This is a genomic window from Microbacterium sp. 22215 (assembly GCF_052045655.1).
In the GTDB taxonomy this organism is placed as follows: domain Bacteria; phylum Actinomycetota; class Actinomycetes; order Actinomycetales; family Microbacteriaceae; genus Microbacterium; species Microbacterium phyllosphaerae.
In genome coordinates this window covers 118,949-142,255 of record NZ_JBQEPC010000004.1, presented here as the reverse complement: position 1 = coordinate 142,255, position 23,307 = coordinate 118,949, and the positions used below count along the sequence as shown (strand labels likewise).

At 68.8% G+C, this 23,307-nt stretch carries 24 protein-coding genes and 1 pseudogene; 15 read left to right on the top strand and 10 right to left on the bottom strand.

Features of this window, described 5'->3' with window-relative positions; translation table 11 throughout:
- Positions 1-15: 15 nt before the first annotated feature.
- On the bottom strand, positions 16-945 hold the full coding sequence (locus ACTJKH_RS08545) for a DMT family transporter (RefSeq protein WP_440736547.1): 930 nt from the start codon (positions 943-945) through the stop codon (positions 16-18).
- A 157-nt stretch (positions 946-1,102) separates the two neighbouring features.
- Between ACTJKH_RS08545 and ACTJKH_RS08540 the strand changes: the two genes are divergently transcribed.
- Positions 1,103-1,939: a sulfurtransferase gene (locus ACTJKH_RS08540; protein WP_440736546.1), complete on the top strand. Its 837-nt coding sequence runs from the start codon at positions 1,103-1,105 to the stop codon at positions 1,937-1,939.
- Between the two features lie 3 nt (positions 1,940-1,942).
- Here ACTJKH_RS08540 and ACTJKH_RS08535 read toward each other — a convergent pair whose 3' ends face one another.
- Entirely contained in the window at positions 1,943-2,851 is a 909-nt protein-coding gene (locus tag ACTJKH_RS08535) for a hypothetical protein (protein ID WP_440736545.1), read from the bottom strand.
- Between the two features lie 316 nt (positions 2,852-3,167).
- On the opposite strand from ACTJKH_RS08535, the gene ACTJKH_RS08530 reads away from it, so the two are divergent.
- The 3 genes and pseudogenes from ACTJKH_RS08530 to ACTJKH_RS08520 all read left to right on the top strand — a co-directional run bounded on the left by ACTJKH_RS08530 (position 3,168) and on the right by ACTJKH_RS08520 (position 5,724).
- Positions 3,168-3,818 (top strand): acyl-CoA synthetase, encoded by a 651-nt coding sequence (locus tag ACTJKH_RS08530; protein ID WP_440736544.1) that lies wholly within the window; start codon positions 3,168-3,170, stop codon positions 3,816-3,818.
- Entirely contained in the window at positions 3,815-4,171 is a 357-nt protein-coding gene (locus tag ACTJKH_RS08525) for a hypothetical protein (protein ID WP_440736543.1), read from the top strand. Before ACTJKH_RS08530 ends, ACTJKH_RS08525 begins: the two co-directional genes overlap by 4 nt.
- Positions 4,172-4,291: 120 nt before the next feature.
- Positions 4,292-5,724 (top strand): annotated as a pseudogene (locus tag ACTJKH_RS08520) (MFS transporter).
- A gap of 8 nt (positions 5,725-5,732) precedes the next feature.
- On the opposite strand, the gene purB reads toward ACTJKH_RS08520, so the two are convergent.
- Together purB and ACTJKH_RS08510 are read right to left on the bottom strand one after the other, a co-directional pair.
- Complete coding sequence (gene purB / locus ACTJKH_RS08515; RefSeq protein WP_440736712.1) at positions 5,733-7,115, bottom strand: adenylosuccinate lyase; 1,383 nt, start codon at positions 7,113-7,115, stop codon at positions 5,733-5,735.
- The gene (locus ACTJKH_RS08510) at positions 7,112-7,651 is read right to left on the bottom strand and encodes a low molecular weight protein-tyrosine-phosphatase (RefSeq protein WP_210096341.1); all 540 of its coding nucleotides are present in this window, start codon (positions 7,649-7,651) and stop codon (positions 7,112-7,114) included. Before ACTJKH_RS08510 ends, purB begins: the two co-directional genes overlap by 4 nt.
- 168 nt (positions 7,652-7,819) lie before the next feature.
- Between ACTJKH_RS08510 and ACTJKH_RS08505 the strand changes: the two genes are divergently transcribed.
- The gene (locus tag ACTJKH_RS08505; RefSeq protein ID WP_440736542.1) at positions 7,820-8,083 is read left to right on the top strand and encodes a hypothetical protein; all 264 of its coding nucleotides are present in this window, start codon (positions 7,820-7,822) and stop codon (positions 8,081-8,083) included.
- Positions 8,080-9,390 carry a hypothetical protein gene (locus ACTJKH_RS08500; protein WP_440736541.1) on the top strand — a complete coding sequence of 437 codons (1,311 nt, stop codon included), beginning with the start codon at positions 8,080-8,082 and terminating at the stop codon, positions 9,388-9,390. Before ACTJKH_RS08505 ends, ACTJKH_RS08500 begins: the two co-directional genes overlap by 4 nt.
- A gap of 19 nt (positions 9,391-9,409) precedes the next feature.
- On the opposite strand, the gene ACTJKH_RS08495 is transcribed toward ACTJKH_RS08500, so the two are convergent.
- From ACTJKH_RS08495 to ACTJKH_RS08485, 3 genes are read right to left on the bottom strand one after another with little or no spacing between them, the layout of a single operon-like run.
- Positions 9,410-9,814, bottom strand: a complete 405-nt coding sequence (locus tag ACTJKH_RS08495) for a phage holin family protein (protein ID WP_056311187.1) — start codon at positions 9,812-9,814, stop codon at positions 9,410-9,412.
- Positions 9,815-9,870: 56 nt separating this feature from the next.
- On the bottom strand, positions 9,871-10,233 hold the full coding sequence (locus ACTJKH_RS08490) for a type II toxin-antitoxin system death-on-curing family toxin (protein ID WP_440736540.1): 363 nt from the start codon (positions 10,231-10,233) through the stop codon (positions 9,871-9,873).
- Positions 10,230-10,436 carry a ribbon-helix-helix domain-containing protein gene (locus tag ACTJKH_RS08485; protein ID WP_259161378.1) on the bottom strand — a complete coding sequence of 69 codons (207 nt, stop codon included), beginning with the start codon at positions 10,434-10,436 and terminating at the stop codon, positions 10,230-10,232. Before ACTJKH_RS08485 ends, ACTJKH_RS08490 begins: the two co-directional genes overlap by 4 nt.
- Positions 10,437-10,499: 63 nt before the next feature.
- Here ACTJKH_RS08485 and ACTJKH_RS08480 point away from each other — a divergent pair, with 63 nt between their 5' ends.
- The 5 genes from ACTJKH_RS08480 (at position 10,500) to ACTJKH_RS08460 (ending at position 16,223) form a co-directional block, all read left to right on the top strand.
- The gene (locus tag ACTJKH_RS08480) at positions 10,500-11,567 is read left to right on the top strand and encodes a histidinol-phosphate transaminase (RefSeq protein ID WP_440736539.1); all 1,068 of its coding nucleotides are present in this window, start codon (positions 10,500-10,502) and stop codon (positions 11,565-11,567) included.
- Positions 11,568-11,662: 95 nt separating this feature from the next.
- Positions 11,663-12,790, top strand: a complete 1,128-nt coding sequence (gene pdhA, locus ACTJKH_RS08475) for a pyruvate dehydrogenase (acetyl-transferring) E1 component subunit alpha (RefSeq protein WP_440736538.1) — start codon at positions 11,663-11,665, stop codon at positions 12,788-12,790.
- An 11-nt stretch (positions 12,791-12,801) separates the two neighbouring features.
- A complete protein-coding gene (locus ACTJKH_RS08470) occupies positions 12,802-13,767 on the top strand; it encodes an alpha-ketoacid dehydrogenase subunit beta (protein ID WP_440736537.1) in 966 nt (321 codons plus the stop codon).
- Between the two features lie 123 nt (positions 13,768-13,890).
- Positions 13,891-15,237 (top strand): dihydrolipoamide acetyltransferase family protein, encoded by a 1,347-nt coding sequence (locus tag ACTJKH_RS08465; RefSeq protein WP_440736536.1) that lies wholly within the window; start codon positions 13,891-13,893, stop codon positions 15,235-15,237.
- Between the two features lie 71 nt (positions 15,238-15,308).
- The gene (locus ACTJKH_RS08460) at positions 15,309-16,223 is read left to right on the top strand and encodes an aldo/keto reductase (protein ID WP_440736535.1); all 915 of its coding nucleotides are present in this window, start codon (positions 15,309-15,311) and stop codon (positions 16,221-16,223) included.
- Here the strand turns inward: ACTJKH_RS08460 and ACTJKH_RS08455 are convergent.
- Complete coding sequence (locus tag ACTJKH_RS08455; protein WP_440736534.1) at positions 16,214-17,161, bottom strand: DMT family transporter; 948 nt, start codon at positions 17,159-17,161, stop codon at positions 16,214-16,216. The two genes, ACTJKH_RS08460 and ACTJKH_RS08455, sit on opposite strands and share 10 nt — an antisense overlap.
- A 71-nt stretch (positions 17,162-17,232) precedes the next feature.
- Here ACTJKH_RS08455 and ACTJKH_RS08450 point away from each other — a divergent pair, with 71 nt between their 5' ends.
- Positions 17,233-18,153, top strand: a complete 921-nt coding sequence (locus ACTJKH_RS08450; RefSeq protein WP_440736533.1) for a LysR family transcriptional regulator — start codon at positions 17,233-17,235, stop codon at positions 18,151-18,153.
- Positions 18,154-18,196: 43 nt separating this feature from the next.
- Here ACTJKH_RS08450 and ACTJKH_RS08445 read toward each other — a convergent pair whose 3' ends face one another.
- Complete coding sequence (locus ACTJKH_RS08445) at positions 18,197-18,736, bottom strand: 2'-5' RNA ligase family protein (protein WP_440736532.1); 540 nt, start codon at positions 18,734-18,736, stop codon at positions 18,197-18,199.
- Positions 18,737-18,740: 4 nt separating this feature from the next.
- Positions 18,741-19,961 (bottom strand): ROK family protein, encoded by a 1,221-nt coding sequence (locus ACTJKH_RS08440; RefSeq protein WP_440736531.1) that lies wholly within the window; start codon positions 19,959-19,961, stop codon positions 18,741-18,743.
- 101 nt (positions 19,962-20,062) lie between these two features.
- Between ACTJKH_RS08440 and ACTJKH_RS08435 the strand changes: the two genes are divergently transcribed.
- From ACTJKH_RS08435 to ACTJKH_RS08425, 3 genes are read left to right on the top strand one after another with little or no spacing between them, the layout of a single operon-like run.
- Positions 20,063-21,406 (top strand): ABC transporter substrate-binding protein, encoded by a 1,344-nt coding sequence (locus ACTJKH_RS08435; RefSeq protein ID WP_440736530.1) that lies wholly within the window; start codon positions 20,063-20,065, stop codon positions 21,404-21,406.
- Positions 21,403-22,386, top strand: a complete 984-nt coding sequence (locus ACTJKH_RS08430) for a carbohydrate ABC transporter permease (protein WP_440736529.1) — start codon at positions 21,403-21,405, stop codon at positions 22,384-22,386. The genes ACTJKH_RS08435 and ACTJKH_RS08430 overlap by 4 nt, the downstream gene beginning before the upstream one ends.
- Positions 22,386-23,264, top strand: a complete 879-nt coding sequence (locus ACTJKH_RS08425; RefSeq protein WP_210096254.1) for a carbohydrate ABC transporter permease — start codon at positions 22,386-22,388, stop codon at positions 23,262-23,264. Before ACTJKH_RS08430 ends, ACTJKH_RS08425 begins: the two co-directional genes overlap by 1 nt.
- The last annotated feature ends 43 nt before the right edge of the window (positions 23,265-23,307 follow it).

The following is a 23,307-nucleotide window of genomic DNA, read 5'->3' as shown; positions in this document are numbered from 1 at the left end:
CGGACCTCCGGGCCGCTACTCCGGCAGAGGTGCTGGGGCCGGCTCCGATTCGGGAGCCGGCTCCTGCTCGCGGCGGCGCACGAGCTTGAGCTCGCTGGCCAGGATGCCGAGCACGACGAGCGCGCCGCCGATCAGCGCCGTGACCGGCAGGCGATCGCCCGCGATGCGCCCGATCGCCGCTGCCCACACCGGCTCACCCGCGTAGATGATCGTGGCGCGGGTCGGCGATACCGACTTCTGCGCCCAGTTCATCGTGAGTTGGATGATGCAGCTCGCCGCCCCGAGCCCGACAGCGCAGCCGACCCAGATCCAGGAGAACTCGGGAAGCCCCTCGCCGACCACCGGCATCGTCAGGATGCCGAGCACGCCCGCGGTGAGCAGTTGGATGATCGTGATCCGGCCGAGGTCGATCCTGCCGGCGAACACGCTGATCAGGATGATCTCGGCCGCGATCGGCAGCGTGCTGATCACGGTGAGGATCTCGCCCGACCCCAGTGTGAGGGCGAACGCGTCGGGGCCGGCGATGAGCATCAGCCCGACGAAGGCGAGCCCGGCGCCCACGAATGCCATGGCCGGTGGGCGCTTGCGGAACACCGCCCACTGAGCGAGCGGCACGAGCGGGATGTACATCGCCGTGATGAAGGCCGACGTGCTCGAGTCGATGGTCTGCAGTCCGACGGTCTGCAGTCCGTAGCCGAGGTAGATCATCACGCCGATCGCGACGCCGGCTCCGATGTCGCGCCAGCGGATGCCGCGAAGCGCCCTGCGGAAGATGACGACGCTGATCAGACCGGCGACCAGGAAGCGGATGCCGACGAAGAACCAGGGCCCCGAGTGCTGCATCGCCCAGTGCACGAGCAGGAACGTGCTGCCCCACACGGCCGTGACGGCGATGAGGGCGACCTCCTGCCGACGCAGGCTCATCCAGCGGAATCGAGTGGACATGCTGTCCTTTCCCGACGCGGCCCGGACGAGCTTATCGCCGCGCGCGCATCCGCTTCGAATCACCCCTCTTCCGCTTTCGAATCGCGTGACTGGCCCGATATGACGACGGAATACGGTCAGGTGCGCGATTCGAACGGCGTCTCGATAGCCTCGCCTCATGAGCAACTTCGTGAGCGTCGACGAACTGAACGAGCTGCGGGCGTCCGAGACGCCGGTCCGAGTGATCGACGTGCGCTGGCGACTCGACCGTCCTGACGGCCACGCCGACTATCTCGGCGGTCACATCCCGGGAGCCGTCTACGTTCCGCTCTCCACCGAGCTCGCGACGCACGGGGAGCCGTCGGAGGGGCGCCACCCGCTGCCCTCCACCCGGACGCTGCAGGATGCTGCGCGCCGCTGGGGCGTCAACCAGGGTGATGTGGTCGTGGCTTACGACGATGCCAAGGGTCTCAGCGCGTCGCGCGCCTGGTGGCTGCTGCGACAGGGCGGCGTCGATGTGCGCGTGCTCGACGGCGGCATCCGCGCCTGGACGGCAGCCGGCCTGCCGGTCGCGACCGACGATGTGCAGGTCGAGCCGGGTGACGTCGTCCTCGACGAGATCGGTGCCGACGCGATCTCGATCGACGAGGCGGCCTTGTTCCCCGAAGGCGGCGTGCTGCTCGACGTGCGGGCCCCCGAACGCTATCGGGGCGACCACGAGCCGCTCGATCCCGTCGGCGGACACATCCCCGGCGCCCTCAACGTGCCGATGGCGGCTCACCTGAACGCCGAGGGAAAGATCCTCGACGTGCACACGCTTCAGGCCACCTTCGCGGCTGTCGGCGTCACCGAGGGAACCCCGGTCGCGGCGTACTGCGGCTCCGGCATCACGGCGGCGCACACCGCACTGGTGCTCGACGAGGCCGGAATCGAGGCGAAGGTGTTCCCCGGGTCGTGGAGTCAGTGGTCGAACACTCCCGGTCGCCCCGTGGCTGTGGGCGAGCAGCCCGGCTGAGCGTCAGCGCCCGTCGGCGTAGCTCCAGGAGACGCCGAGCAGCCCGGGGCCGAAGGCTCGGCGCACCTGGTGCACCGAGTTCCGACCCTCGAGCGACAGCTCGGTCGTCTTGATGCCCGCCGGCGTCTCGGCGCGCTCCTCGATGCGGTCGGGCAGGGCATCCGGGTGGAACCGGGTCCAGACCAGCAGCTCGCGGCACTGCCGGGCGACGGCGTGACCGGTCTCGCGCTGCGGCGGATAGCCCGGTGGGTACTGGACGGACCACTCCACCATCGACGTGCTCGGAGCGGTCAGCGGCACGTCGAGCTCGAACAGTACGCCGTGCACCTCGCCGTTCGGATGCGAGTAGCGGGCCGCGATCCTTCCTCCCGCCACGGCGCTGATGATCGGGGCGGGAGTGCTCACGCCCGGGGTCATCTCGAGGAAGGGGATCGAGGAGACCGTCCCGACGGTCGACTGCACGATGCTGCGCGTGATCGAGTACGACACGTTGCCGTCGGCATCCACATCCGTGACCGAGTGCGTCGTCAGCTCGCGAGAGGTGTCGGGGTACTCGGCGCCGAGGGCGGCGAAGGCATCCTTCACCGCCTGCTCGAGCTCCTGCTCGTCGAGCGGGAACTGATTGGGGCCGAGCGGGCCGGTGCGGTTCGTGGTGCCGAGCAACGCGGTGAGGGATCCGGGCTCGAGATGCAGCAGCTGCTCGATGTCGCTGAGGGCCGCCATCGACTGGGCGCCTTCGGGGCGACGGGCTCCGGAGCGCCAGTAGCTGAGTGTCGCCATCGAGACGCTGTTTCCTCGGGCGCGCAGCTGTTCGTGCAGTCGTGCCAGAGTCAATCCACGTGCATTGATCGCGTCACGGAACGACGCTGCGAATACATCGGCATATCGGCGAATGCCACTTTCCATACTCATCACAGCACCCCCTCCGGTATGTGAAGAACCGAGCCCTACAGTGAGCTTACGACCACACCGGCATCGCGTAGGGGACGAGGTGCTATTTCTGGGGTCAGCTGGGCAGAGCAGTCGTGGGCAGGGTGCCCGACCTCACGACCGATCGGCCTATAACGCAGTGTCGCCCCCGTCGCTGCGTTCTGTCGCGGGGCCTGATGATCGATCTGGGGAGATCCATCGGGCCCCGCGAACACTTCTCGGCCCTCTCGCTTCGGCGTTCGCCCACTCCGAACCCCCGCGTAGACTGGGGTGGACACCCCGGAGGACCTCGATCGTCATGTCTGCCCCTGCCCGCGCGTTCACCGTGCGTCACGTCCAGTTGCTGCGCGCGCTCTTCGCCGCCGCCGCAGCCGTGATGATCACCTTCTCGCCCGACCACTCGGCGGCCGTGGGGCTCTCCGTCTTCAGCGGCTACGTGCTGACGACCGCTCTCGTGATGATCGTCGCCGCCTGGCTCGTCTTTCCGGCCGGCCACCGCTGGCCGTCGGTCGTCCTGGCGCTCCTGGGCTTCGCCGCGGGGATGACGGCGGGAGTGCCTGCCTGGCGCACCGACGACGTCTTCTTCGTGGTCGTGATCGCGTGGGCGGTCGCCACCGGAATCGTCGAGCTGGTCGTCGGCCTGCGCGGACGCCGTTCGGGCGACCCCACGGCACGCGACTCGATCACTCTGGGTGCCTTCGGCCTGCTCCTCGCCGTCCTCCTGCTCGCGATCCCCGCCGGCTTCGTGCAGCAGTACACGATCAAGGGCGCGGGCGACTTGGAGCTCACCGGCATCATCCTGGGCGTCGGCATGTTCGGCGGGTACGCCGCCATCGTTGCCGTCTTCCTCGGCATCGCCGGACTCACCCCGCAGCGCGCCGATGCCGTCGCCGATGCCTCAGCACCCGAGAACGACCCTGCCCCCGCCGGGCACGGAGGAGACCGATGAGCGACGAGAAGCCCACCCGGCGCGACATCCTGCGTCCGCTGCACCTGCTGGGCATCGCCCTCGTATGCGGTGTCTTCGCCGCCGTCGTGACTCTCGTGGCGACCGGTGCCTTCACCTCACGGGTGAACACCGCCATCGCGAACGGCACCTACGACGGCCTCACCCCGATCGCGCTCGGCCTCGTGGTCGGCGGCGGAGCGTTCATCGTCACGCTGCTGTTCCTGGCGATGCTGATCCTCGTGGTCGATCCGGCCGATGTCACCAAGACCGTCGACCGCCCCGTGCTCTTCGACCCGGAGACGCCCGACGAGCCCGACTCCGACAAGCCGGGGCGCACGTCCTCCTCGTCCTGACTCGCACCGTTTCCCAGACGCAACGTCTCCTGACTCCCGGCGTCATCTCCGCAGTCGCGCGACCGGGGCACACCAGCATCCGTCCGGAATAGTCCTGGCGTCCGACCGCTTGTGCCTGTAGTGACTGCCTCGATCGACCGCGCCTCCGTCGGGCTGCGTTCCGCGCGCGGCCCCGTGCTCGGCGCGCTCATGCTCGCCACCGGCCTCATCGCGATCGACGCGACGATCCTCGCGACGGCGGTGCCCAGCATCGTCCGCGATCTCGGCAGCTATCAGCAGTTCCCGTGGCTGTTCTCGGTGTACCTGCTCGCGCAGGCGGTCAGTGTGCCGATCTATTCGCGCTTCGCCGACACCGTGGGGCGCAAGCCGATCATCCTGCTCGGCATCGCGCTCTTCCTCCTCGGGTCTCTGCTGTCGGGATTCGCGTGGAGCATGACGGCGCTGATCGTCTTCCGCATCATCCAGGGTCTCGGTGCCGGGGCCGTTGCGCCGATGTCGATGACGATCGTCGGCGACATCTACACGGTCGCCGAGCGCGCCAAGGTGCAGGGGTACATCGCCTCGGTCTGGGCGATCTCGTCGGTCGTCGGTCCCGCGCTCGGCGGGATCTTCGCCCAGCTCGACGCGTGGCGCTGGATCTTCTGGGTCAACATCCCCCTCTGCCTCATCGCGGCGTGGATGCTGCTGCGCAAGTACCACGAAGAGAAGCAGACGCAACGGCACAGCATCGACTACGCCGGAGCCGTCCTTCTCACGATCGGACTCACGGGGCTGATCCTCGGGATGCTGGAGGGCGGCAACGCCTGGGCGTGGCTCTCCGCGCCGAGTGCGATCTGCTTCGGCCTCGGAGCCCTGGCGTTGATCGCGTTCGGGCTCGTCGAGAGGCGGGCTGCCGAGCCGATCGTCGACCTGCGGCTGGCCGCTCGTCCGCTGATCCTCACGACGACGATCGTGTCGCTGGGAATCGGAGCGCTGATGACCGGCGTCACGAGCTTCGCGCCCGCCTACCTCGAAGGGTCGATCGGCATCGCCCCGCTGCTGTCGGGCCTCGCGGTGGCGGCCCTCACGCTCGGATGGCCGCTCGCCGCGGCGAACGCGGGGCGCCTGTATCTGCGCATCGGATTCCGCCGCACCGCCCTCACGGGCATGTCGATCACGGCCGTCGCGGCGATCGCTCTCGCGGTGGTCTCGCCGTGGCCGAACCCGTTCTCGATCGCGGCCGTCGCCTTCGTGCTCGGCTTGGCCTGGGGTGGAGCGCCGCGCCCACGCTCATCGCCGCCCAGGCCTCGGTCGGCTGGGGTGAGCGAGGGGCCGTCACCGGCATGAACGCCTTCGCGCGGTCGGCGGGAAGCGCGCTCGGAGTGGCCGTGTTCGGGGCGATCTCGAACTCGGTCATCGCCCAGGGCGCCGGCCCCGAAGACCCGGCGACGATCATCTCCGCGTCCGTCTGGGTGTTCATCGCCGCCGCGATCGTGGCCGTGCTGACGTTGATCGCGGCCGCGTTCATGCCACGCGACTCCGCCGGAGCGCACTCCGGCGAGCCGCGCCCGTAACGAGGACCCTACTTCGCGAGCTGCTCGGCGATGCCGGTGTAGGTCGAGGGGGTCAGTGCGAGCAGGCGCTGCTTCGCGGCATCCCCGATCTCGAGTCCGTCGACGAAGGCCGCGAGGTCGGCCGCACCCACGCGGTGTCCGCGCGTGAGTTCCTTCAGCAACGCGTAGGGGTCGGTGATCGACGAGCGACCGGCGACGACCTCGGCGCGGATGACGGTCTGGATCGCCTCGGCGAGGACCTCCCAGTTCACGTCGAGGTCGGCGAGCAGCACGTCACGCGACAGCGAGATCGCGTTCAGGCCGCGGCGCAGGTTGTCGATCGCGAGGAGCGAGTGGCCGAAAGCGACGCCGATGTTGCGCTGCGTCGTCGAGTCGGTGAGGTCGCGCTGCAGGCGGCTCGTGACGAGGGTCTGGCCCAGGGATGCCAGCAGTGCACCCGAGATCTCGAGGTTCGCCTCGGCATTCTCGAAGCGGATCGGGTTGATCTTGTGGGGCATGGTCGACGAACCGGTTGCACCGGCGACGGGGATCTGCGCGAAGTAGCCGAGCGAGATGTACGTCCAGATGTCGGTGGCGAGGTTGTGCAGGATGCCGCCGGCGTGACGCACGCGGTCGTACAGCTCGACCTGCCAGTCGTGCGACTCGATCTGCGTGGTCAGCAGGTTGAAGCCGAGGCCCAGACCCTCGATGTACTCGCGAGAGATCGTCGGCCAGTCGGCGTCGGGGTCTGCAGACAGGTGCGCCGACCAGGTGCCGGTCGCGCCCGAGAACTTGGCGAGGTAGTCGGATGCCGCGATCTGGCCGCGCACGCGCTCGAGACGCCAGGCGAAGACGGCGATCTCCTTGCCCATGGTCGACGGCGTGGCCGGCTGTCCGTGGGTGCGCGAGAGCATCGCGGCGTCGGCGTGCTCAGCGGCCAGTTCGCGCAGCTTCGCGATCACGACGTCGAGCGCCGGCAGCCAGACCTCTTCGACGGCGCGCTTCACGGTGAGTGCGTACGACGCCGAGTTGATGTCCTCGCTCGTGCAGGCGAAGTGCGTGAGCTCGGCGATCGAGTCGAGGCCGAGGGTCGACAGGCGGTCGCGCACCAGGTACTCGATGGCCTTCACGTCGTGCTGGGTGACGGCTTCCTTCTCGGCGAGCCAGTCGATCTCGGCCTGACCGAAGTCGCGGTAGAGGGCGCGCAGGCGCTCCTTGTCGGCATCCGACAGCGGGCTCGTCTCGAAGAGCGAGCGGTCGGTGAGCGCGATCAGCCACTCCACCTCGACCTCGACGCGGGCGCGGTTCAGGCCCGCCTCCGAGAGGAAGTCGGCGAGGCCGGTGACGGCGCCGCGGTAGCGACCGTCGAGGGGGCTCAGGGGCTGAGGCGGGAGAGAAGGCTGGAAAGTCAGGGGAGTCCTCCTGATCGGGCCCCGGGCGTGCGGGGCGTGCGGGGCTGGCGAAGAGCCGGCTCGAGCTGGCGGAACAGCCCGCGAGTCGCCGTCTCAATCATACCGAGCACCGAATCGAACATCTCGGCGCCGGCGTAGTAGGGGTCGGGCACATCCTGGCTCGGGGCCTCAGGGTCGAAGGCGAGCAGCAGCGTGACCTTGCCCTCTTCGTCTTCGTTGTGGGCCCACTCGCGCAGGATGCGCTCGTGCGTGCGGTCGAGGGCGACGACGAGGTCGTTCTCCGAGAAGGAGGCGAAGGTGAACTGCTTCGCCCGGTGCTGGGAGCCGTCGTAGCCGCGTCGCGCGAGGGAATCGAGCGTGCGATGGTCCGCACGCTCACCGAGATGCCAGTCGCCCGTACCGGCGCTGCGCGAGACGATGCGCGAGCCCAGCCCCTGCCGCTCCGCGAGATCGCGGAACACCACCTCCGCCATCGGAGAGCGGCAGATGTTCCCCGTGCACACGAAGATCACGCGGAAGGGATCCGGGGATGTCACCGTCCTATTCTGCCGGTCGGCGGCGGATCGCGCGACGCCCGGCTCGTGGCCCCGGTCATCAGCCGACCTGTTCTGCACCGATGCCGACGGCGACGGACTGCTCACGACCCCCGCGATTCCGGGGCTCCTCGCCCTCGACAGGTTCCACAGATCTCGGATGCTGGGCGCATGTACACGTTCGCACTCGCACAGACCGGCGCGGCAGAGAGCACGTGGGCGAAAGCCCGAGCCGCATATGAAATCGACACAGCCGTCGACGCACTCGACGATGCCCGTGCGTCGCTCATCGGCCTCGCCGCCGACACGCGATGGGACTCCGACGGGGTGCGGGCGATGCGCGATGCGATCGCCGACTTCGAGCGGCGCACGGGCGTCGAGACCTCGGCGGCCCGCAGCCGGGCGAGCGAGGTGGCGAGGATCGACGCATCATGACCGGACTCACGATCGACCACGGCGGGGCGATCGCGGTCGACCCCGACGCGCTGCGAGAAATCGCCCATCGACTGGATGCGACCGCCGCCCTCTATGCCCAGGCGCGGACGGCCCTCTCCGAAGCGCATCGCATCATCGTCGACACCCCCGGGTTCACCGAGTACGTCGACACCATCGCCCTGTGGGCCGCAGGGGTGCGCGCGGCCACCTTGCATTCGGAGTGCCAGGAGACAGCCTCGAGCACGCTGCTGATGGCAGACGTCTACGAGTACGTCGAGCTGCGGGCCGAGGCCGAGATGCTCGCGCACAGTGATCCGTCCACAGCCCAGAGGCTGATGGGTCAGGCCGACAGGCTCGCCGCTCATGACGAGCGCGTCGCCGCGATGGCGGACGAACTCATCGCCGAGTGGGTGACGACACGATTCGAGGGGCTCGACGGCAACCCGTTCCTCCCGTCGATCTACGACCAGCTCTTCGGAACCGCGGCCTTCGTGGGGGCCGCATCGGGGCTGGGCAAGGTCTTGCCCGGTGAGACGCTCTGGGGGAGAGGCGACGCTGTGCGGGTGACGCCGGTCAAGACGTCCTCGCCCGGTGGAGCGCCGTCGGGGCTCGCGGGGAGCCTCGGTCGCATGCCCGTCACAGACGGGGCGCAGATCGCCGTCGAGAAGTACTCCTTCGCGGACGGCCGAGCGAAGTACGTGGTCTACCTCAAGGGCACGCAGAGCATCGGGTGGGGAACGAAGGAGCCTTTCGACATGAAGTCGAATGCCGAGCTCTACGCAGGCGGCAGCATGCCGGCCTCCTACCGATCGACGCTCGACGCGCTCGAAGCGGCCGGCGCGCGGCCGGGTGACGAGGTCGACGTCGTCGCGCACTCGCAATCAGGGATGATCGCCGCGCACCTGTCGATGGAGAGCGAGTTCGACGTCCCGATGCAGATCACCGCCGGCAGCCCGGTCGAGCCGACCCTCGATGACGATCAGACGATCGTCCAGCTGCGGCACACCGACGATGTGGTCAATTCGCTCGCGGGCGGCGGGTCACCCGAGGGCACCGGGTCGCCTGACAGCGTCGTCATCTCGAACCAGGGAGACCCGGAAGACACGCTCGGCGACTTCGTGCTCGACGCGCATCAGCTGGATTCGTACATCGAGACGGCCGAGGAGGCCGATGCCGCGGGTGATCTGCGGATCGAGGCGCTCGACGAATTCTGGAAGGAACTCGACGAGGCCGAGGTCATCGAGCGCACCGAGTACCACGCCGAGCGGGTCGACAGCCCGGCGCGCACACACAGGTCCCGTGGCTGAGACGGGATGTGGCAGGGCGTCAGTCGCGGCGCTGCTTCTTGCTCTGCGGGCGCAGGATGAAGCCGAAGACGCCGTTGATCAGCGAGATGATGAGCGCGGCGAGGACGCCCCACCAGAAGCTGCCGACCGTGAGTCCCCAGCCGAACCCGCTCGTGATCCATGCGGTGAGCCACAGCAGGAAGCCGTTGATCACGAACCCGATGAGGCCCAGCGTGATGATGTACAGCGGGAACGCGACGATCTTGACGACGGTGCCGATGATCGTGTTCACGAGCGCGAAGATCGCGGCGACCGCGAGCAGGGTCAGCACCAGCTGCAGGGTCTCACCCGGCGCGAACGCCTGGATCTGCACCTGCAGGGCGGGGATCAGCGTCACGACCCAGAGGGCGAACGCGTTGACGACGACTCGGATGATGAAGCGCATAGTCCGCCCAGTCTCCCATGCGGAGTTCGCGATGTCAGTCGAGACGCACGCGGCGGTCACCGGGTGTGCGCTCGGAACGCCTCGGCGATCTCATCGAGCGAAGCCTTGCTTTGTGCAGTGCTCAGTACCAGATCGAAAGCCGTACCGAGATCCATGTCGACGATGACGCCGTTCAGCTCGAGGAACGTCATGGTCATGATCCACGAGAATCGCTTGTTCCCATCGAAGAGGGGATGGTTCTGGCTCAGCGAGGAGAGGAGCGAAGCGGCCTTGATCTCGATGGTGGCGTACGCCTCGACGCCGAACATCGAGCTCGACGGGCGGGCCAGTGCCGAGGCGAGAAGACCGATGTCTCGGACGTGGAGACCCAGGTCCTCGAGGATCCCGACAGCCTGCGGGAGCTCGAGGTATCGGGTCACGCGTCTTCCAGCTTCTTGAGCAGCTCGGAGTACCGGTCAGCCACACCGCGCGCGATCACCACGGCCTGCTCGGTCGTCACCTCTTCGCGGAGGAAGCGATCAGCGGCCTCGATCAGAAGCGCGTGCTTCGACGTGTGCCGTCGCTCGGCAAGCGCATTGAGCTGCGCGTCGAGGTCTTCCGGGAGCCGCACTGTCATCGCCATACCATAATGGTACTACCACCCTCGGATCGGCGCCAGAGGGCGGTGGAATCTAGACTCATGCTTGTGACCGACCCGATTCTGCCCCGCATCCGTCCCGCCATCGCCGCCCTCGCGCCGTACCGCCAGGGCAAGCAGGCAGGGCCCGACGCCTTCAAGCTGTCGAGCAACGAGAACCCCTTCGAGCCCCTGCCCTCGGTCGCCGCAGCGCTGCAGCACACGACGCCGATCAACCGTTACCCCGACGCGACGGCCGGCAGGCTCCGCGAGCGCCTCGGCGCACGCTACGCCGTCGAGCCCGACCAGGTGCACGTCGCCGCGGGCAGCGTGTCGATCCTCCAGCAGCTGATCCTCGCCACCGTGTCGGTCGGCGACGAGGTCGTCTACGCCTGGCGCTCGTTCGAGGCCTACCCGAGCCTGCCGCTCGTCGCCGGTGGCACCGGGGTACAGGTCCCGGTGACGGCCGACGGACGCCACGACCTCGACGCGATGGCGGATGCCGTCACCGACCGCACCCGCGCGATCATCCTGTGCACGCCGAACAACCCGACGGGTCCGATCATCACGAGCGACGAGTTCGCGACCTTCGTCGAGCGTGTCCCCACCGACGTGCTGATCATCCTCGACGAGGCCTACGCCGAGTTCGTCACCGCCCCCGGCGCGGTCGACGGTCTCGAGGAGCGCGTCTTCGAGCGGCATCCGAACGTCGTGGTCCTGCGCACCTTCTCGAAGGCCTACGGACTCGCGGGCCTGCGCATCGGATACGCGATCGGCCACGAGAAGGTCCTCGACGCCGCCCGCACCACCGGCATCCCGCTCTCCGTCACCTCCGCCGCCGAGAACGCGGCCATCGCGAGCCTCGACGCCGAGGACGAGCTGCTCGAGCGCGTCGCCGTGATCGTCGAGCGACGCACCCGCCTGCTTGAGGGACTCCGTGCGCAGGGCTGGGACGTGCCCGATTCGCAGGCCAACTTCGTGTGGCTCCCCACCGGTGAGCGCACCGTCGAGGTCGCCGCGGCGTTCGTCTCGGCCGACCTCATCGTGCGTCCGTTCCCGGGCGACGGCATCCGCATCTCGGTCGGCGAAGAGGAGTCGGTCGGGCGCGTTCTCGAGGTCGCCTCGACCCTGCTCTGAGGGACTCCATCCCGCCATTTCTCCGGTTTCCCGGCAGATGCGAGGACGTCCTAGGTATGCGTGACCGGGCATGCGCGCGGCGGTAGCGTGGCACCGTGACCTCGTCAGAGACTGAACTCGTCCGCGTCCTCGATCAGGACGGCCGCTACACGCCGAGCGCGGCTGCTGAGCAGTACCTGCCGCTGATCGAGGCGATCAGCGATGCAGAACTCGAGCAGTTCTATCGCGACATGGTGGGCATCCGCGCGATCGACACCCAGGCGACCAACCTGCAGCGTCAGGGGCAGCTCGCCCTGTGGCCGCCGAGCCGCGGCCAGGAGGCCGCTCAGGTCGGATCCGCCCGCGCCGCCCGTGCGCAGGACACGATCTTCCCCTCGTACCGCGAGCACGCCGTGACGCGCATCCGCGGGGTCGACCCCGTCGACATCATCAAGCTCATGCGCGGTGTCTCGCACGGTGGCTGGGATCCGACGGACCCCAAGAACGGCAACACCCGCCTCTACACGCTCGTGCTCGGCTCGCAGGTGCTGCACGCCACCGGCTACGCCATGGGGCTGAACTTCGACGGACGCTCGGGAACCGGCGACCTCGACACGGACGAAGCCGTCATCGTCTACTACGGCGACGGCGCATCGAGCCAGGGCGACGTGCACGAGGCGATGGTGTTCGCCGCCAGCTACCAGTCGCCGACGGTCTTCTTCCTGCAGAACAACCACTGGGCCATCTCGGTGCCGGTGTCGACGCAGTCGCGCGTGCCGCTCGTCGAGCGGAGCGCCGGCTACGGCATCCCCAGCGTCCGAGTCGACGGCAACGACGTGCTCGCCAGCTATGCCGTGTCGCGCGTGGCGCTCGACGAGGCGCGCAGCGGCAAGGGACCGCGCGCCATCGAGGCCGTGACCTACCGGCTCGGGGCGCACACCACCAGCGACGACCCCACGAAGTACCGCGGCTCCGACGAGGAGCAGTCCTGGGCGCAGCGCGATCCGATCGACCGCATGCGTGCGTTCCTCGAGAACAGGGGAGCGGCAGGGCAGTTCTTCGCCGACGTGGATGCCGAGGCCGCCGACGCCGCGGAAGACCTGCGCGCCCGGAGCGTCGAGCTCGGACCGCCGACCGCAGACAAGATCTTCGACCACGTCTACAGCGAGCCGCATCCTCTGATCGCGGAGCAGAAGGCCTGGCACAGGCAGTACGAAGCATCGTTCGAAGGGGACGGCAAGTGACTCTCGAGACGATGCCTCTCAGCAAGGCACTCAACGCGGGCCTCCGCAAGGCGATGGAAGACGACTCCAAGGTCCTCCTCATGGGCGAGGACATCGGCAAGCTCGGCGGTGTCTTCCGCGTCACCGAGCACCTGCAGCGCGACTTCGGCGACAAGCGCGTGCTCGACACGCCTCTCGCCGAGTCGGGGATCGTCGGCACGGCGATCGGACTCGCGATGGCAGGGTTCCGACCGGTGATCGAGATCCAGTTCGACGGGTTCGTGTTCCCGGCGTTCGACCAGATCACGACGCAGCTCGCCAAGCTCACCAACCGCCACGAGGGCAAGCTCAGCCTGCCGATCGTGATCCGCATCCCGTACGGCGGGCACATCGGCGCCGTCGAGCACCACCAGGAGAGCCCCGAGGCGTACTTCGCGCACACTCCCGGCCTTCGCGTGGTCTCGCCGTCGACGCCGAACGACGCCTACTGGATGATCCAGGAGGCCATCGCGTCGAACGACCCGGTGATCTTCATGGAGCCGAAGAGCCGCTACTGGCAGAAGGGCGAGGTCGAGCTCGACGGCTCGGCGGCCCCGCTGCACGCGTCCCGCGTCGTGCGCACGGGCTCCGACGTCACCCTCGTCGGACACGGCGCCATGGTCACGACGCTGCTGCAGGCGGCCGCGCTCGCCGAGGCCGAGGGCACCAGCTGCGAGGTCGTCGACGTGCGCTCGCTCTCTCCCGTCGACTACGAGCCGATCCTGAACTCGGTGCGAAAGACCGGACGCATGGTCTACGCGCAGGAGGCGCAGGGGTTCACGAGCATCGGCAGCGAGGTGGCCGCGACCGTCATGGAGCGCGCCTTCTACGCTCTCGAAGCCCCCGTGCTGCGGGTCTCGGGCTACGACACACCCTTCCCGCCCGCGAAGCTCGAGGGCACCTACCTCCCGGATGCCGACCGCATCCTCGAGGCCGTCGACCGTTCCCTGGCCTACTGACCCTCGTTCGATGTTCACAATTCAGCAAGAATCAGACGAGACCTGGCCGGTCCGCGCGAAGCGGGTCGCTTCTGCCGCGTTCGTGCTGAGTTCTGAACGAGGCACTCTCCGAAAGGACCGCACATGAGCACCCAGAACTTCAACCTCCCCGATGTGGGCGAGGGCCTGACCGAGGCCGAGATCGTGGCGTGGAAGGTCGCGCCCGGTGACACCGTCGCCATCAACGACGTGATCTGCGAGATCGAGACGGCCAAGTCGCTCGTCGAGCTGCCCTCGCCGCACGCCGGCGTCGTCGGTGAGCTGCTCGCGGCGGAGGGCGCGACCGTCGAGGTCGGATCCCCGATCATCACGTTCGTGACGGAAGCCGCCGCAGGCGCCGCCCCGGCGGTCGCGGTCGCACCCGCTCCCGAGGAGGGCGGCGGCTCGGTGCTCGTCGGATACGGCACGGGTGGCGGGGCGACGTCTCGCCGCAAGCGCCCGGCCGAGCGCCCGGTGCGCTCGTCGGTCGGCGTGATCGCCAAGCCCCCGATCCGCAAGCTCGCCCGCGACCTGGGCGTCGACCTGACGACCGTCGCGCCGACCGGCGCTGACGGCGAGGTCACCCGCGACGACGTCGTGAACCACGCGCAGCAGGCCAGCGTGTTCCGCAACATCGAGACGCCCGAGTGGGGTGCCGTGCGCGAGGAGACCGTTCCCGCACCCCAGAGCGCCCCGTCGGGCCTCGCCCGGGGAGTGTCGGCTGCGCCGGCATCCGCGCCCGTGTCCGATGACCGCACCGAGTCGATCCCGGTCAAGGGAGTGCGCAAGGCCACGTCGTCGGCGATGGTGCAGAGCGCGTACTCCGCCCCGCACGTCACCGTGTGGAAGGAGATCGACGCCAGCCGCACGATGGAGCTCGTGAAGCGGCTGAAGGCCTCTCCGGACTACGCCGACATCCGCGTCTCGCCGCTGCTGATCATGGCTCGCGCCGTCATCTGGGCCGCTCGTCGCACGCCGATGGTCAACGCCGCGTGGATCGAGACCGAGGGCGGCGCCGAGATCTCGGTGCGTCACTATGTGAACCTCGGCATCGCTGCGGCCACGCCGCGCGGGCTGCTCGTGCCGAACATCAAGGACGCGCAGGACCTCAGCATGAAGGACCTCGCCCGCGCTCTGAACCGCCTCACCCTGACGGCGCGCGAGGGCAAGACGAGCCCCGCCGATCAGCAGGGCGGCACGATCACGATCACCAACATCGGAGTGTTCGGGATGGATGCCGGCACGCCGATCATCAACCCCGGCGAGGCGGGAATCGTGGCCATGGGCACGATCAGCCAGAAGCCGTGGGTCGTCGACGGCGAGGTGCGCCCCCGCTGGGTCACCACGGTCGCGGGCTCCTTCGACCACCGCGTGATCGACGGCGACGGCATGAGCCGCTTCATCGCCGACGTGGCATCGGTTCTCGAGGAGCCCGCGCTGCTCGTGGAGTGACGGCGGAGTCCGGGGATACAGTGAACGCAGAACCGCGATGACCGGCCCCCAGTAGAACGGACTCCCAGCGGATGAAGATCGAACCGACGCCCATCACCCTCGGGACCTCCGGCCTCGGGAGGCACTCGGAGCCGGGGTCCGCCGAGGAGAGAGCGGCCGTCGACGTCGCCGTCGACCTGCTCACGAGCCGGCACGGGTTCGTGGACACCTCGAACAACTACGCCGGCGGTCGCTCCGAGGCCGTGCTCGGCATCGCGCTGCGCGAGCTGGGAATCGACGGTTCGCGGATCATCTCCAAGGTCGATCAGGACCCGGAGACCGGGGTCTTCGACCGCGACCGCGTGCTCCGCTCGTTCGAGGAGACGACCGTGCGGCTCGGGGTGGACCGGCTTCCGCTGGTGCACCTGCACGACCCGTACTCGGTGTCGTTCGCGGACTCGATCTCCACCGGCGGCGCCGTGCAGGGCCTCCTCGAACTGCGGAACGCGGGGGTGGTGGATGCGATCGGCGTCGCGGCCGCTCCGGTGCCGCTGATGGCGAAGTACGTCGAGACGGGCGTGTTCGATGCCGTGCTGATCCACAACCGTTTCACGCTCGTGGATCACTCGGCCGACACCGTGTTCGCCGACGCCAAGGCACGCGGCATGGCCGTCTTCAACGCCGCGCCGTTCGGCTCGGGACTGCTCGCCAAGGGGCCGCACTCGGGCGCGAAGTACGCCTATCGGCCCGCCGGCGAGGAGCTGCTGGAGTGGACCGAGCGGTTGCAGCGCGTGTGCGCGGAGCACGGAACGTCGATGGCTGCCGTAGCACTGCACTACTCGCTGCGATCGCCGCTGATCGACTCGACCGTCGTCGGGGTGTCATCACCGAATCGTCGCGAGCAGCTCGACGAGCTGGTGCAGACGGAGGTCCCGGATGGACTGTGGGGCGCCATCGAGAGCCTGGGTCCGGCGCCTTCGCCGGTGGACGACAGCGACTACGCCTGAACGCCGTCGCCGTCGCCGTTCAGCACCGCGATCGGCGGCTCGAGCGTGCGCTGCCGGTGGCGGCGTTCGATCGCCTGCCCGGCGTACGACGCGGCGACGATGAGCGCGGCGCCGAGCAGGCCGACGGCTCCGACGCTCTCCCCGGCGAGCAGGAGTCCGACCAGGAGCGCCCAGACGGGCTCGGTGCCCATGAGGATGCTCGCGCGCGTCGCAGAGGTGCGCCGCACCGCCCAGAGCTGGACGACGAATGCGAACACCGAGCACATCAGGCCGAGGAAGAAGACGTTCGCCCACCCCGATCCGTCGAGCCGTGCGACCGCCGCAGGCAGCTCCGCTCCCGCGACCAGTGATGCGGTCGCCGCGCAGACGATGAGCTGCACGAGGACGACGGCGAGTGTGCTGTCCCGGCGGTCGCGGGTGAGCTTGGCGCTCGCCGTCACGTGCAGCGCCCGCACGATCGCCGCCGCGATCACCAGGGCGTCGCCGGCGGTCGGCATCCGCAGCCCGCCGTCCGACACGAGAAGCGCGACCCCCACCACGGCCGCGACGGCGGCGACGAAGTACGAGCGCGGAAGCCACGACCGTGCGACGAGACTCTCGAGCACCGGGGTCAGGATGAGAGCGAGGCTGATGAGCAGCCCGGCGTTGGTCGCTGACGTGAGGTGGACGCCCCAGGTCTCGAGTCCGATGATGGCGGCCTGGGAGAAGCCGAGGAGGACGGCGACGGCGAGCCCGCGACCACGCGGCATCCGCTCCTTCCGCGCGGCGCAGATCACGCCGAGAGCGACCGCCGCGACGAGGAACCGGAGGGCGACAGCTGAGGCGACGCCGGTCTCGAGAGCCAGGCTCTTGGCCGCCATGAAGCTCGCGCCCCACACCGCCGCCACGGCGACGAGCAGAACGTCGACGAGCAGATCGCGAGAGGGATGACGCGGCATGACTCCAAACTCTCGTCTTTCTCGATGAAGACCCAGATGCAGTTCCTTGATTCTCTTTTAAGGTTGTCCTTATGGATCCGACTCACCTGCGACTGCTCCGGGAGCTTCGCGACCGAGGCAGCGTCACGGCCGTCGCGGCCGCCCTCGGGATCTCGGCGTCTGCGGTGTCGCAGCAGCTGGCGACTCTGCAGTCCTCAGTGACGCTGCCGCTCACCGTGCGTCGGGGTCGCGTCCTGATCCTGACCGCGGCGGGGGAGGCGCTGGCCGCGGCGAGCACGCGTGTCGATGAGGCGCTGACTGCGGCCCGCGATGCGATCGGGGCGCTCCTCGACGCGGGCGACCGGCCGGTGCGAGTGTCGTCGTTCAACAGTGCGGGACTCGCCCTGTTCGGGCCGCTCCTGAGGGAGCTCGGCGGGAGCCCTGCCGTGCGCCTTGCGGATGCCGACGTCCCACACCGCGACTTCCCCGGGCTCACGGCCGACCACGATCTCGTCATCGCTCACCGACTCGCACACGACGCCCCCTGGCCGGCGGATCGGGTCGTCGCCGTCCCGCTCGTCGAGGAGCCGCTCGACATCGCCCTCCCCGCGGACCACCGTCTCGCGACCCGGGCGGACATCGCCCTCGCCGACCTCCGCGACGAGGACTGGGTGTCGGTGCATGAGGGATTCCCTCTCGCGGGCGTGCTCGACCATCTCGCCGCGCTCTCGGGGGCGCCGCTGCGGATCTCGCATCGCATCAACGAGTTCTCGGTGACGGCGGAGGTCGTCCGGGCCGGGGCGGCGATCGCCGTCATGCCCCGCGCCACCGCCACACCTCTGGCTGTCGACGGCCTGGTGCTACGGCCGCTGTCGGATGTCGATCTGGTCCGCCACGTCGACGTGCTGGCTCGGCCGGATGCGCTGGCCTATACGGCGGTCAGGCGCGTACTCCGCGCCCTGCAGGACGTCGCCGCTGACGTGCAACGCGACTCGTCCGCGCTGACGCGCTGACGCGCTGACGCGCTGATCCGCTGGGTTCGGCGCGGCCTGTCGACTACGACCGCGGCAACTCCGCGAGTGTCGTGATCTCCGCGGTGGCGGGGTCCCAGTGCCGCACGCTGCGCGCGTGAGCGTGGACGTCGCCGTCGACGAGATCGAGCGCCCGGGTGAGGTCGGCGACGCGCAACCGTCGGGCGAGGGCGACATGCGGCATCCACTCGCCCGGTGCGGTGTGCGGGGCATCCTCGCCCGGCCCGACGGCGGCCAGGATCGTCTCGCGCAGGCGGATCAGCTCGGGGGTGGGCACGATGCTCCGCGCCAGGACGCGCCGCTCGCCGTTGCCGAAGAGCAGGGGAGAGCTCAGCGTGATCGGGAACGACGGGATGTCGGCGAGGACATCCGAGCCCACCGGCGGCAGGCCGACGCGCGCGACCAGCGTGATGTGAGGGCGGTTGCTCGTAGACGTGTGCCCCGCCAGGCTCGACATGCCGCGCGCGGCGAGAGCATCCCATTCGGCCCGGACGGCCGCGTCGGCGGCGGGATCGAGCAGCAGCTCGATCGAGGAGGGAGACGGCCGCGGATCCGGCTCTCGCACGCGCTCAGCTCACCGCGCTGAGGCGCCGCTCCGCGAGCAGCGGCACCGCCACCTCGCGCGCGGCCATGCGGGCCGTGGCGACGGCACCGATCGACACGACCTCGGCGCCGAGCGTCGAGGCGAGGATCTCGGGCGCGGGCAGGTGCAGCTGGGCCGGCAGCACCTCGCGCGCGGCCGTGAGCACGGGGGCGATGCTCTCGGCGACCCCGCCGCAGACGATCACACGCGCCGGGTCGTACATGCTGCCCAGCACGCCGACCACACGGGCGAGCGTCGCGCCGACGCGTGAGGTCGCGAGCAGTGCATCGGCATCGCCGGCGGATGCCGCGGTCAACACGATCCGAGGATCGATGCGATCCTCACCCGCGAGCCGTCCGATGGCCGATTCCGAGGAGATCTCACCGCTCTCCACGGCGGCCCGCACCTGGTCCTGCAGTGCGTAGCGCAGGCCGAAGGCCGACCCCACGCCGACGATGTGGTCGAACACGACGCCCTCGCCGACGCCGCCGTGCGCACCGTGCAGCACATGGCCGTCGACGACGACTCCGCCGCCGAACCGTTCGCTCGCGAGCAGGGCGACGTAGTCACGGCATCCGACGGCGGCCCCGGCCGAGCCCTCGGCGATCGCGGCCAGCTGTGCGTCGTTCTTGATCTCGACCACCGGCGCCCAGTCGGCCAGCGCCTCGGCGAGCCCCGGGTTGGTGCGTTCCCAGAAGCCGTCGGGATGCGGCGGTGAGATGCCGGCCCTGTTGACGGGAGCGGCGACGCCGACGCAGATCGCGAGGATCTCGGTGCGCTCGACCCCCGCCTCATCGAGCGCGAGCTGCATCTGCCCGAGGATCGTCGCGCGCCGCTGCGCCGCAGACTGACCGGAGTCGAGGTCGGTGCGGTGATGCACGAGCGTGCGCTCGAGCGGGTCGGAGATCGTGACCGCGAGATGGGTGTCTCCGGCATCCACCCCGACGACGACGCCGAGATCGGATGCCAGCACGAAGCGTCGAGCGGGCCGCCCCGCGCGGTAGCTTCCGGCGACCCTGGCGTTCGGGAGCTCCCGCAGCACCGCGGCGCTGACGAGGGTGTCGATCGCATCGATCGCGGTGGAGCGGGTCAGCGTGGTGGTCGCCATCGCCTCGGTCGCGGTGAACTCGCCGGCGGTCCATGCGAAGTCGAGGATGGCGCCGACGCTGGCTCGTCCGGTGCCCAGACCTGCGGATACTTCGGTCATGGGTCTTGACCTCACTCTCGTTCACATGAGACAGTACCGTTCATCGAAGTAAATTCGCTCACTAGATTTAGTCTGCGGATCTACAGGACGAAAGGACAACGGTGTCTCCGAAACCTCCACGCCCGGCGCAGATCGTCGCCGGTGCGGCCGCTCTCGCCCTGGTCGGGGCCGCCCTCACCGGCTGCTCGACGGCCGGCGGACCCGAGACGATCCGCTTCACGTTCAGCAAGCGAGAGGCGATCGAGTTCATGACCGAACTCGTCGCGCAGTACAACTCCTCGCAGGACAAGGTCCGCGTCGAGATCGACACCTCGGGTGTCGACGTCGTCTCGGCCAGCTTCGTGCGGGGCAACCCGCCCGACATCATGCTCGCCAACTACAACTACGAGATCGCCCGGTTCGTGCAGCGCTGCGCGCTCACCGACCTGTCGGGCACCGAGGCTGCCTCGACCATCCGCGACGACCTCCAGCCGCTCCTGGAGCAGTACGGGTCGTGCGAGGGGCGCACGAGCGCGCTGCCGTACTCGGTGATGGGGGCATCGGTCATCTACAACAAGGAGATCTTCGACCAGCAGGGCCTCGAGGTTCCGCAGACCTGGGACGAGCTCCTCGCCGTGTGCGACCAGCTGAAGGAGGCGGGCATCGACCCGTTCTACGCCACGTTCAAGGACGACTGGACCGTCGCGCAGGGCTGGTATGACTACACCGCCGGCGGCTCGGTCGACGTGATCGACTTCTTCGACACGCTCGCGCAGGAGGGCACGGAGGTCGGCCCCGACTCAGAGGTGTCGTTCGAAAAGGACTTCGCAGAGCCCATGGACCGCATGATGACCCTCGTGAAGGACTACACCAACGCGGATGCCGCGAGCCGAGGGTACGGCGACGGCAACCTCGCGTTCGGCAAGGGCGAGGCCGCGATGTACCTGCAGGGGCCGTGGGCGTTCAGCGAGATCGAGAAGACCGCGTCCGACCTCGACCTGGGCACCTTCCCGCTGCCCATGACCGACGACCCCGCCGACCTCGGCGTGCGTGTAAACATGGACCTCGCCGCGATGATCCCCGAGGGATCGCGCCACCAGGAGGCCGCCCGCGACTTCCTGGAGTACCTGTTCCTTCCGGAGCACATCGAGGAGTACAACGCCTCGCAGCTCGGCTTCACCCCGACGAAGGATGCTCCGGCCCCCGACGATCCTCGGATCGAGGGCATGGTCGAGTACTACGACAACGGACAGATCTACCAGGGCCCCTCGGTGCTCGTGCCCAGGACTCTCCCGGTCTTCAACTACGCGCAGGCGATGGTGCTCGGCGCGTCCCCGACCTCCACGTTGCGCACCATGGATGCCGACTGGGCCAGGATCGCGTTCCGCGCTCCCATCCCGTCGACCCAGGACAACGCCTCCGGTGAGGACTCAGCATCCGGCGAGACAGAGGAGTCCACGCCATGACGAACACGGCTCTGCCCAATCCCGCGGCGACTCCCGCCGCATCGAACATCACCAAGCCGAACACTCCCACGACCGACACGACGGCGATCGTCACGGGTGGCACCCGCAAGCTCGGTCGCCGCACGCGGCGCGTCGAGCCGATCTATTACCTGTTCCTGCTGCCGACGCTCGTGATCTTCACGCTGGCGATCACGGTGCCCGGCATCATGGGCATCTTCTTCAGCTTCACCGACTCGATCGGCATCGGCGAGTGGAACTTCAACGGGCTGACGAACTACATCGCGATGTTCAGCGATCCGGCCATCCTGCAGAGCTACCTGTTCACGTTCGGCTTCTCGATCGCCACGGTCATCGTCGTCAACGTGGTCGCGTTCCTGCTGGCGGTCGGCCTGACCTCCCGCATCCGCTTCAAGACGGGGCTGCGCACGATCTTCGTGATCCCGATGGTGATCTCGGGCATCATCATCGCCTACGTCTTCAACTTCCTGTTCTCCAACTCCCTCCCGGCGGCCGGCGCGGCCACCGGGATCCCGTGGCTCTCGACCAGCCTGCTCGCGAACCCCGATCTGGCGTGGGTCGCGATCGTGATCGTGACCGCCTGGCAGGCCGTGCCCGGCACGCTGCTCATCTACATCGCGGGCCTGCTCTCGGTGCCCGGTGAGGTGTACGAGGCCGCGAGCATCGACGGCGCGAACAAGACGCAGCAGCTGTTCCGCATCACCCTGCCGCTCGTGGCGGGATACGTGGTGATCAACGTGATCCTCGGGTTCAAGGGCTTCCTGAACGCCTACGACATCATCGTCGGACTCACCAACGGCGGACCGGGAACCTCCACCCGCAGCGTCGCGATGACGATCATCGCGGGCTTCAACGGCGGCGACTACGCCTACCAGATGGCCAACGCGACGATCTTCTTCATCGTCGCCGTGCTCATCTCCCTGCTGCAGCTCTCGCTGACCCGCGGAAGGAACGCACTCTGATGTCGACGCAGACACTCACCACCATCCCCACCTCGGGCAAGAAGCCGCGCGTCCGCATGGAGCGGGTCAACTGGTCGGGCACGATCATCCTGATCCTGTGCGCCGTCACCGTGCTGCTGCCGCTGTACGTCACCATCTCGATGGCTTTCAAGACGACGGGCCAGGCGGTCGACGGCAACGCTTTCTCGTTGCCGGCACCGTTCAGCATCGACGGGTTCGTCGAGGCGTGGAACCTCACGAAGTTCCCGGTCGGCGCCGGCATCTCGCTGCTCGTGACGGCCGGAACGGTCATCGCGACCATCGTGCTCGCCGCGTTCGCGTCGTACGCGATCGTCCGCAACTGGGACCACCGACTCTTCCGCTACTCGTTCTTCTACCTGCTGGCCGCGATGTTCATCCCGTTCCCCGTGGTCGCACTGCCGCAGATCCAGCTGACCGGATGGGTCGGGCTCGACAACCCGTTCGGCGTGATCATCCTCGCCACCATGTTCCAGCTGAGCTTCAGCGTGCTGCTGTTCACGGCGTTCCTCCGATCCATCCCGATCGAGCTCGAGGAGAGCGCGCGCATCGACGGCGCGACGACGTGGCAGACCTTCTGGCAGCTGATCTTCCCTCTCCTCGCTCCGATGAGCGCGACGGTCGGCATCTTCGCGTTCCTCTACGCCTGGAACGACTTCATGATGCCCTCGCTGATCATCTCGGACCCGGCACTGCAGACGCTGCCTGTGCGACAGAACCTGTTCCAGACCCAGTTCAGCAACAACTACAACGTGTCGTTCGCCTCGTACCTGATGGCGATGGCCCCGGCGATCCTGGCGTATCTGTTCACGCAGCGCTTCGTCATGGAGGGCGTCACGCAGGGTGCCGTCAAGGGCTGACGCGCACCGGCGCGGATCGGCTGCCCGCCGGTCCGCGCCGCAC

Bases quoted from the DNA above. Each gene is read 5' to 3' on its own strand.
- ACTJKH_RS08470 (WP_440736537.1), top strand. From the start codon at position 12,802: ATGCCTCTCAGCAAGGCACTCAACGCGGGCCTCCGCAAGGCGATGGAA.
- ACTJKH_RS08440 (WP_440736531.1), bottom strand. From the start codon at position 19,961: ATGACCGAAGTATCCGCAGGTCTGGGCACCGGACGAGCCAGCGTCGGC.
- ACTJKH_RS08530 (WP_440736544.1), top strand. From the start codon at position 3,168: ATGTCTGCCCCTGCCCGCGCGTTCACCGTGCGTCACGTCCAGTTGCTG.
- ACTJKH_RS08500 (WP_440736541.1), top strand. From the start codon at position 8,080: ATGACCGGACTCACGATCGACCACGGCGGGGCGATCGCGGTCGACCCC.
- ACTJKH_RS08535 (WP_440736545.1), bottom strand. From the start codon at position 2,851: ATGAGTATGGAAAGTGGCATTCGCCGATATGCCGATGTATTCGCAGCG.
- ACTJKH_RS08460 (WP_440736535.1), top strand. From the start codon at position 15,309: ATGAAGATCGAACCGACGCCCATCACCCTCGGGACCTCCGGCCTCGGG.
- ACTJKH_RS08525 (WP_440736543.1), top strand. From the start codon at position 3,815: ATGAGCGACGAGAAGCCCACCCGGCGCGACATCCTGCGTCCGCTGCAC.
- ACTJKH_RS08425 (WP_210096254.1), top strand. From the start codon at position 22,386: ATGTCGACGCAGACACTCACCACCATCCCCACCTCGGGCAAGAAGCCG.
- ACTJKH_RS08485 (WP_259161378.1), bottom strand. From the start codon at position 10,436: ATGGCGATGACAGTGCGGCTCCCGGAAGACCTCGACGCGCAGCTCAAT.
- ACTJKH_RS08495 (WP_056311187.1), bottom strand. From the start codon at position 9,814: ATGCGCTTCATCATCCGAGTCGTCGTCAACGCGTTCGCCCTCTGGGTC.
- ACTJKH_RS08455 (WP_440736534.1), bottom strand. From the start codon at position 17,161: ATGCCGCGTCATCCCTCTCGCGATCTGCTCGTCGACGTTCTGCTCGTC.
- ACTJKH_RS08540 (WP_440736546.1), top strand. From the start codon at position 1,103: ATGAGCAACTTCGTGAGCGTCGACGAACTGAACGAGCTGCGGGCGTCC.
- ACTJKH_RS08430 (WP_440736529.1), top strand. From the start codon at position 21,403: ATGACGAACACGGCTCTGCCCAATCCCGCGGCGACTCCCGCCGCATCG.
- ACTJKH_RS08505 (WP_440736542.1), top strand. From the start codon at position 7,820: ATGTACACGTTCGCACTCGCACAGACCGGCGCGGCAGAGAGCACGTGG.
- ACTJKH_RS08545 (WP_440736547.1), bottom strand. From the start codon at position 945: ATGTCCACTCGATTCCGCTGGATGAGCCTGCGTCGGCAGGAGGTCGCC.
- ACTJKH_RS08450 (WP_440736533.1), top strand. From the start codon at position 17,233: ATGGATCCGACTCACCTGCGACTGCTCCGGGAGCTTCGCGACCGAGGC.
- ACTJKH_RS08465 (WP_440736536.1), top strand. From the start codon at position 13,891: ATGAGCACCCAGAACTTCAACCTCCCCGATGTGGGCGAGGGCCTGACC.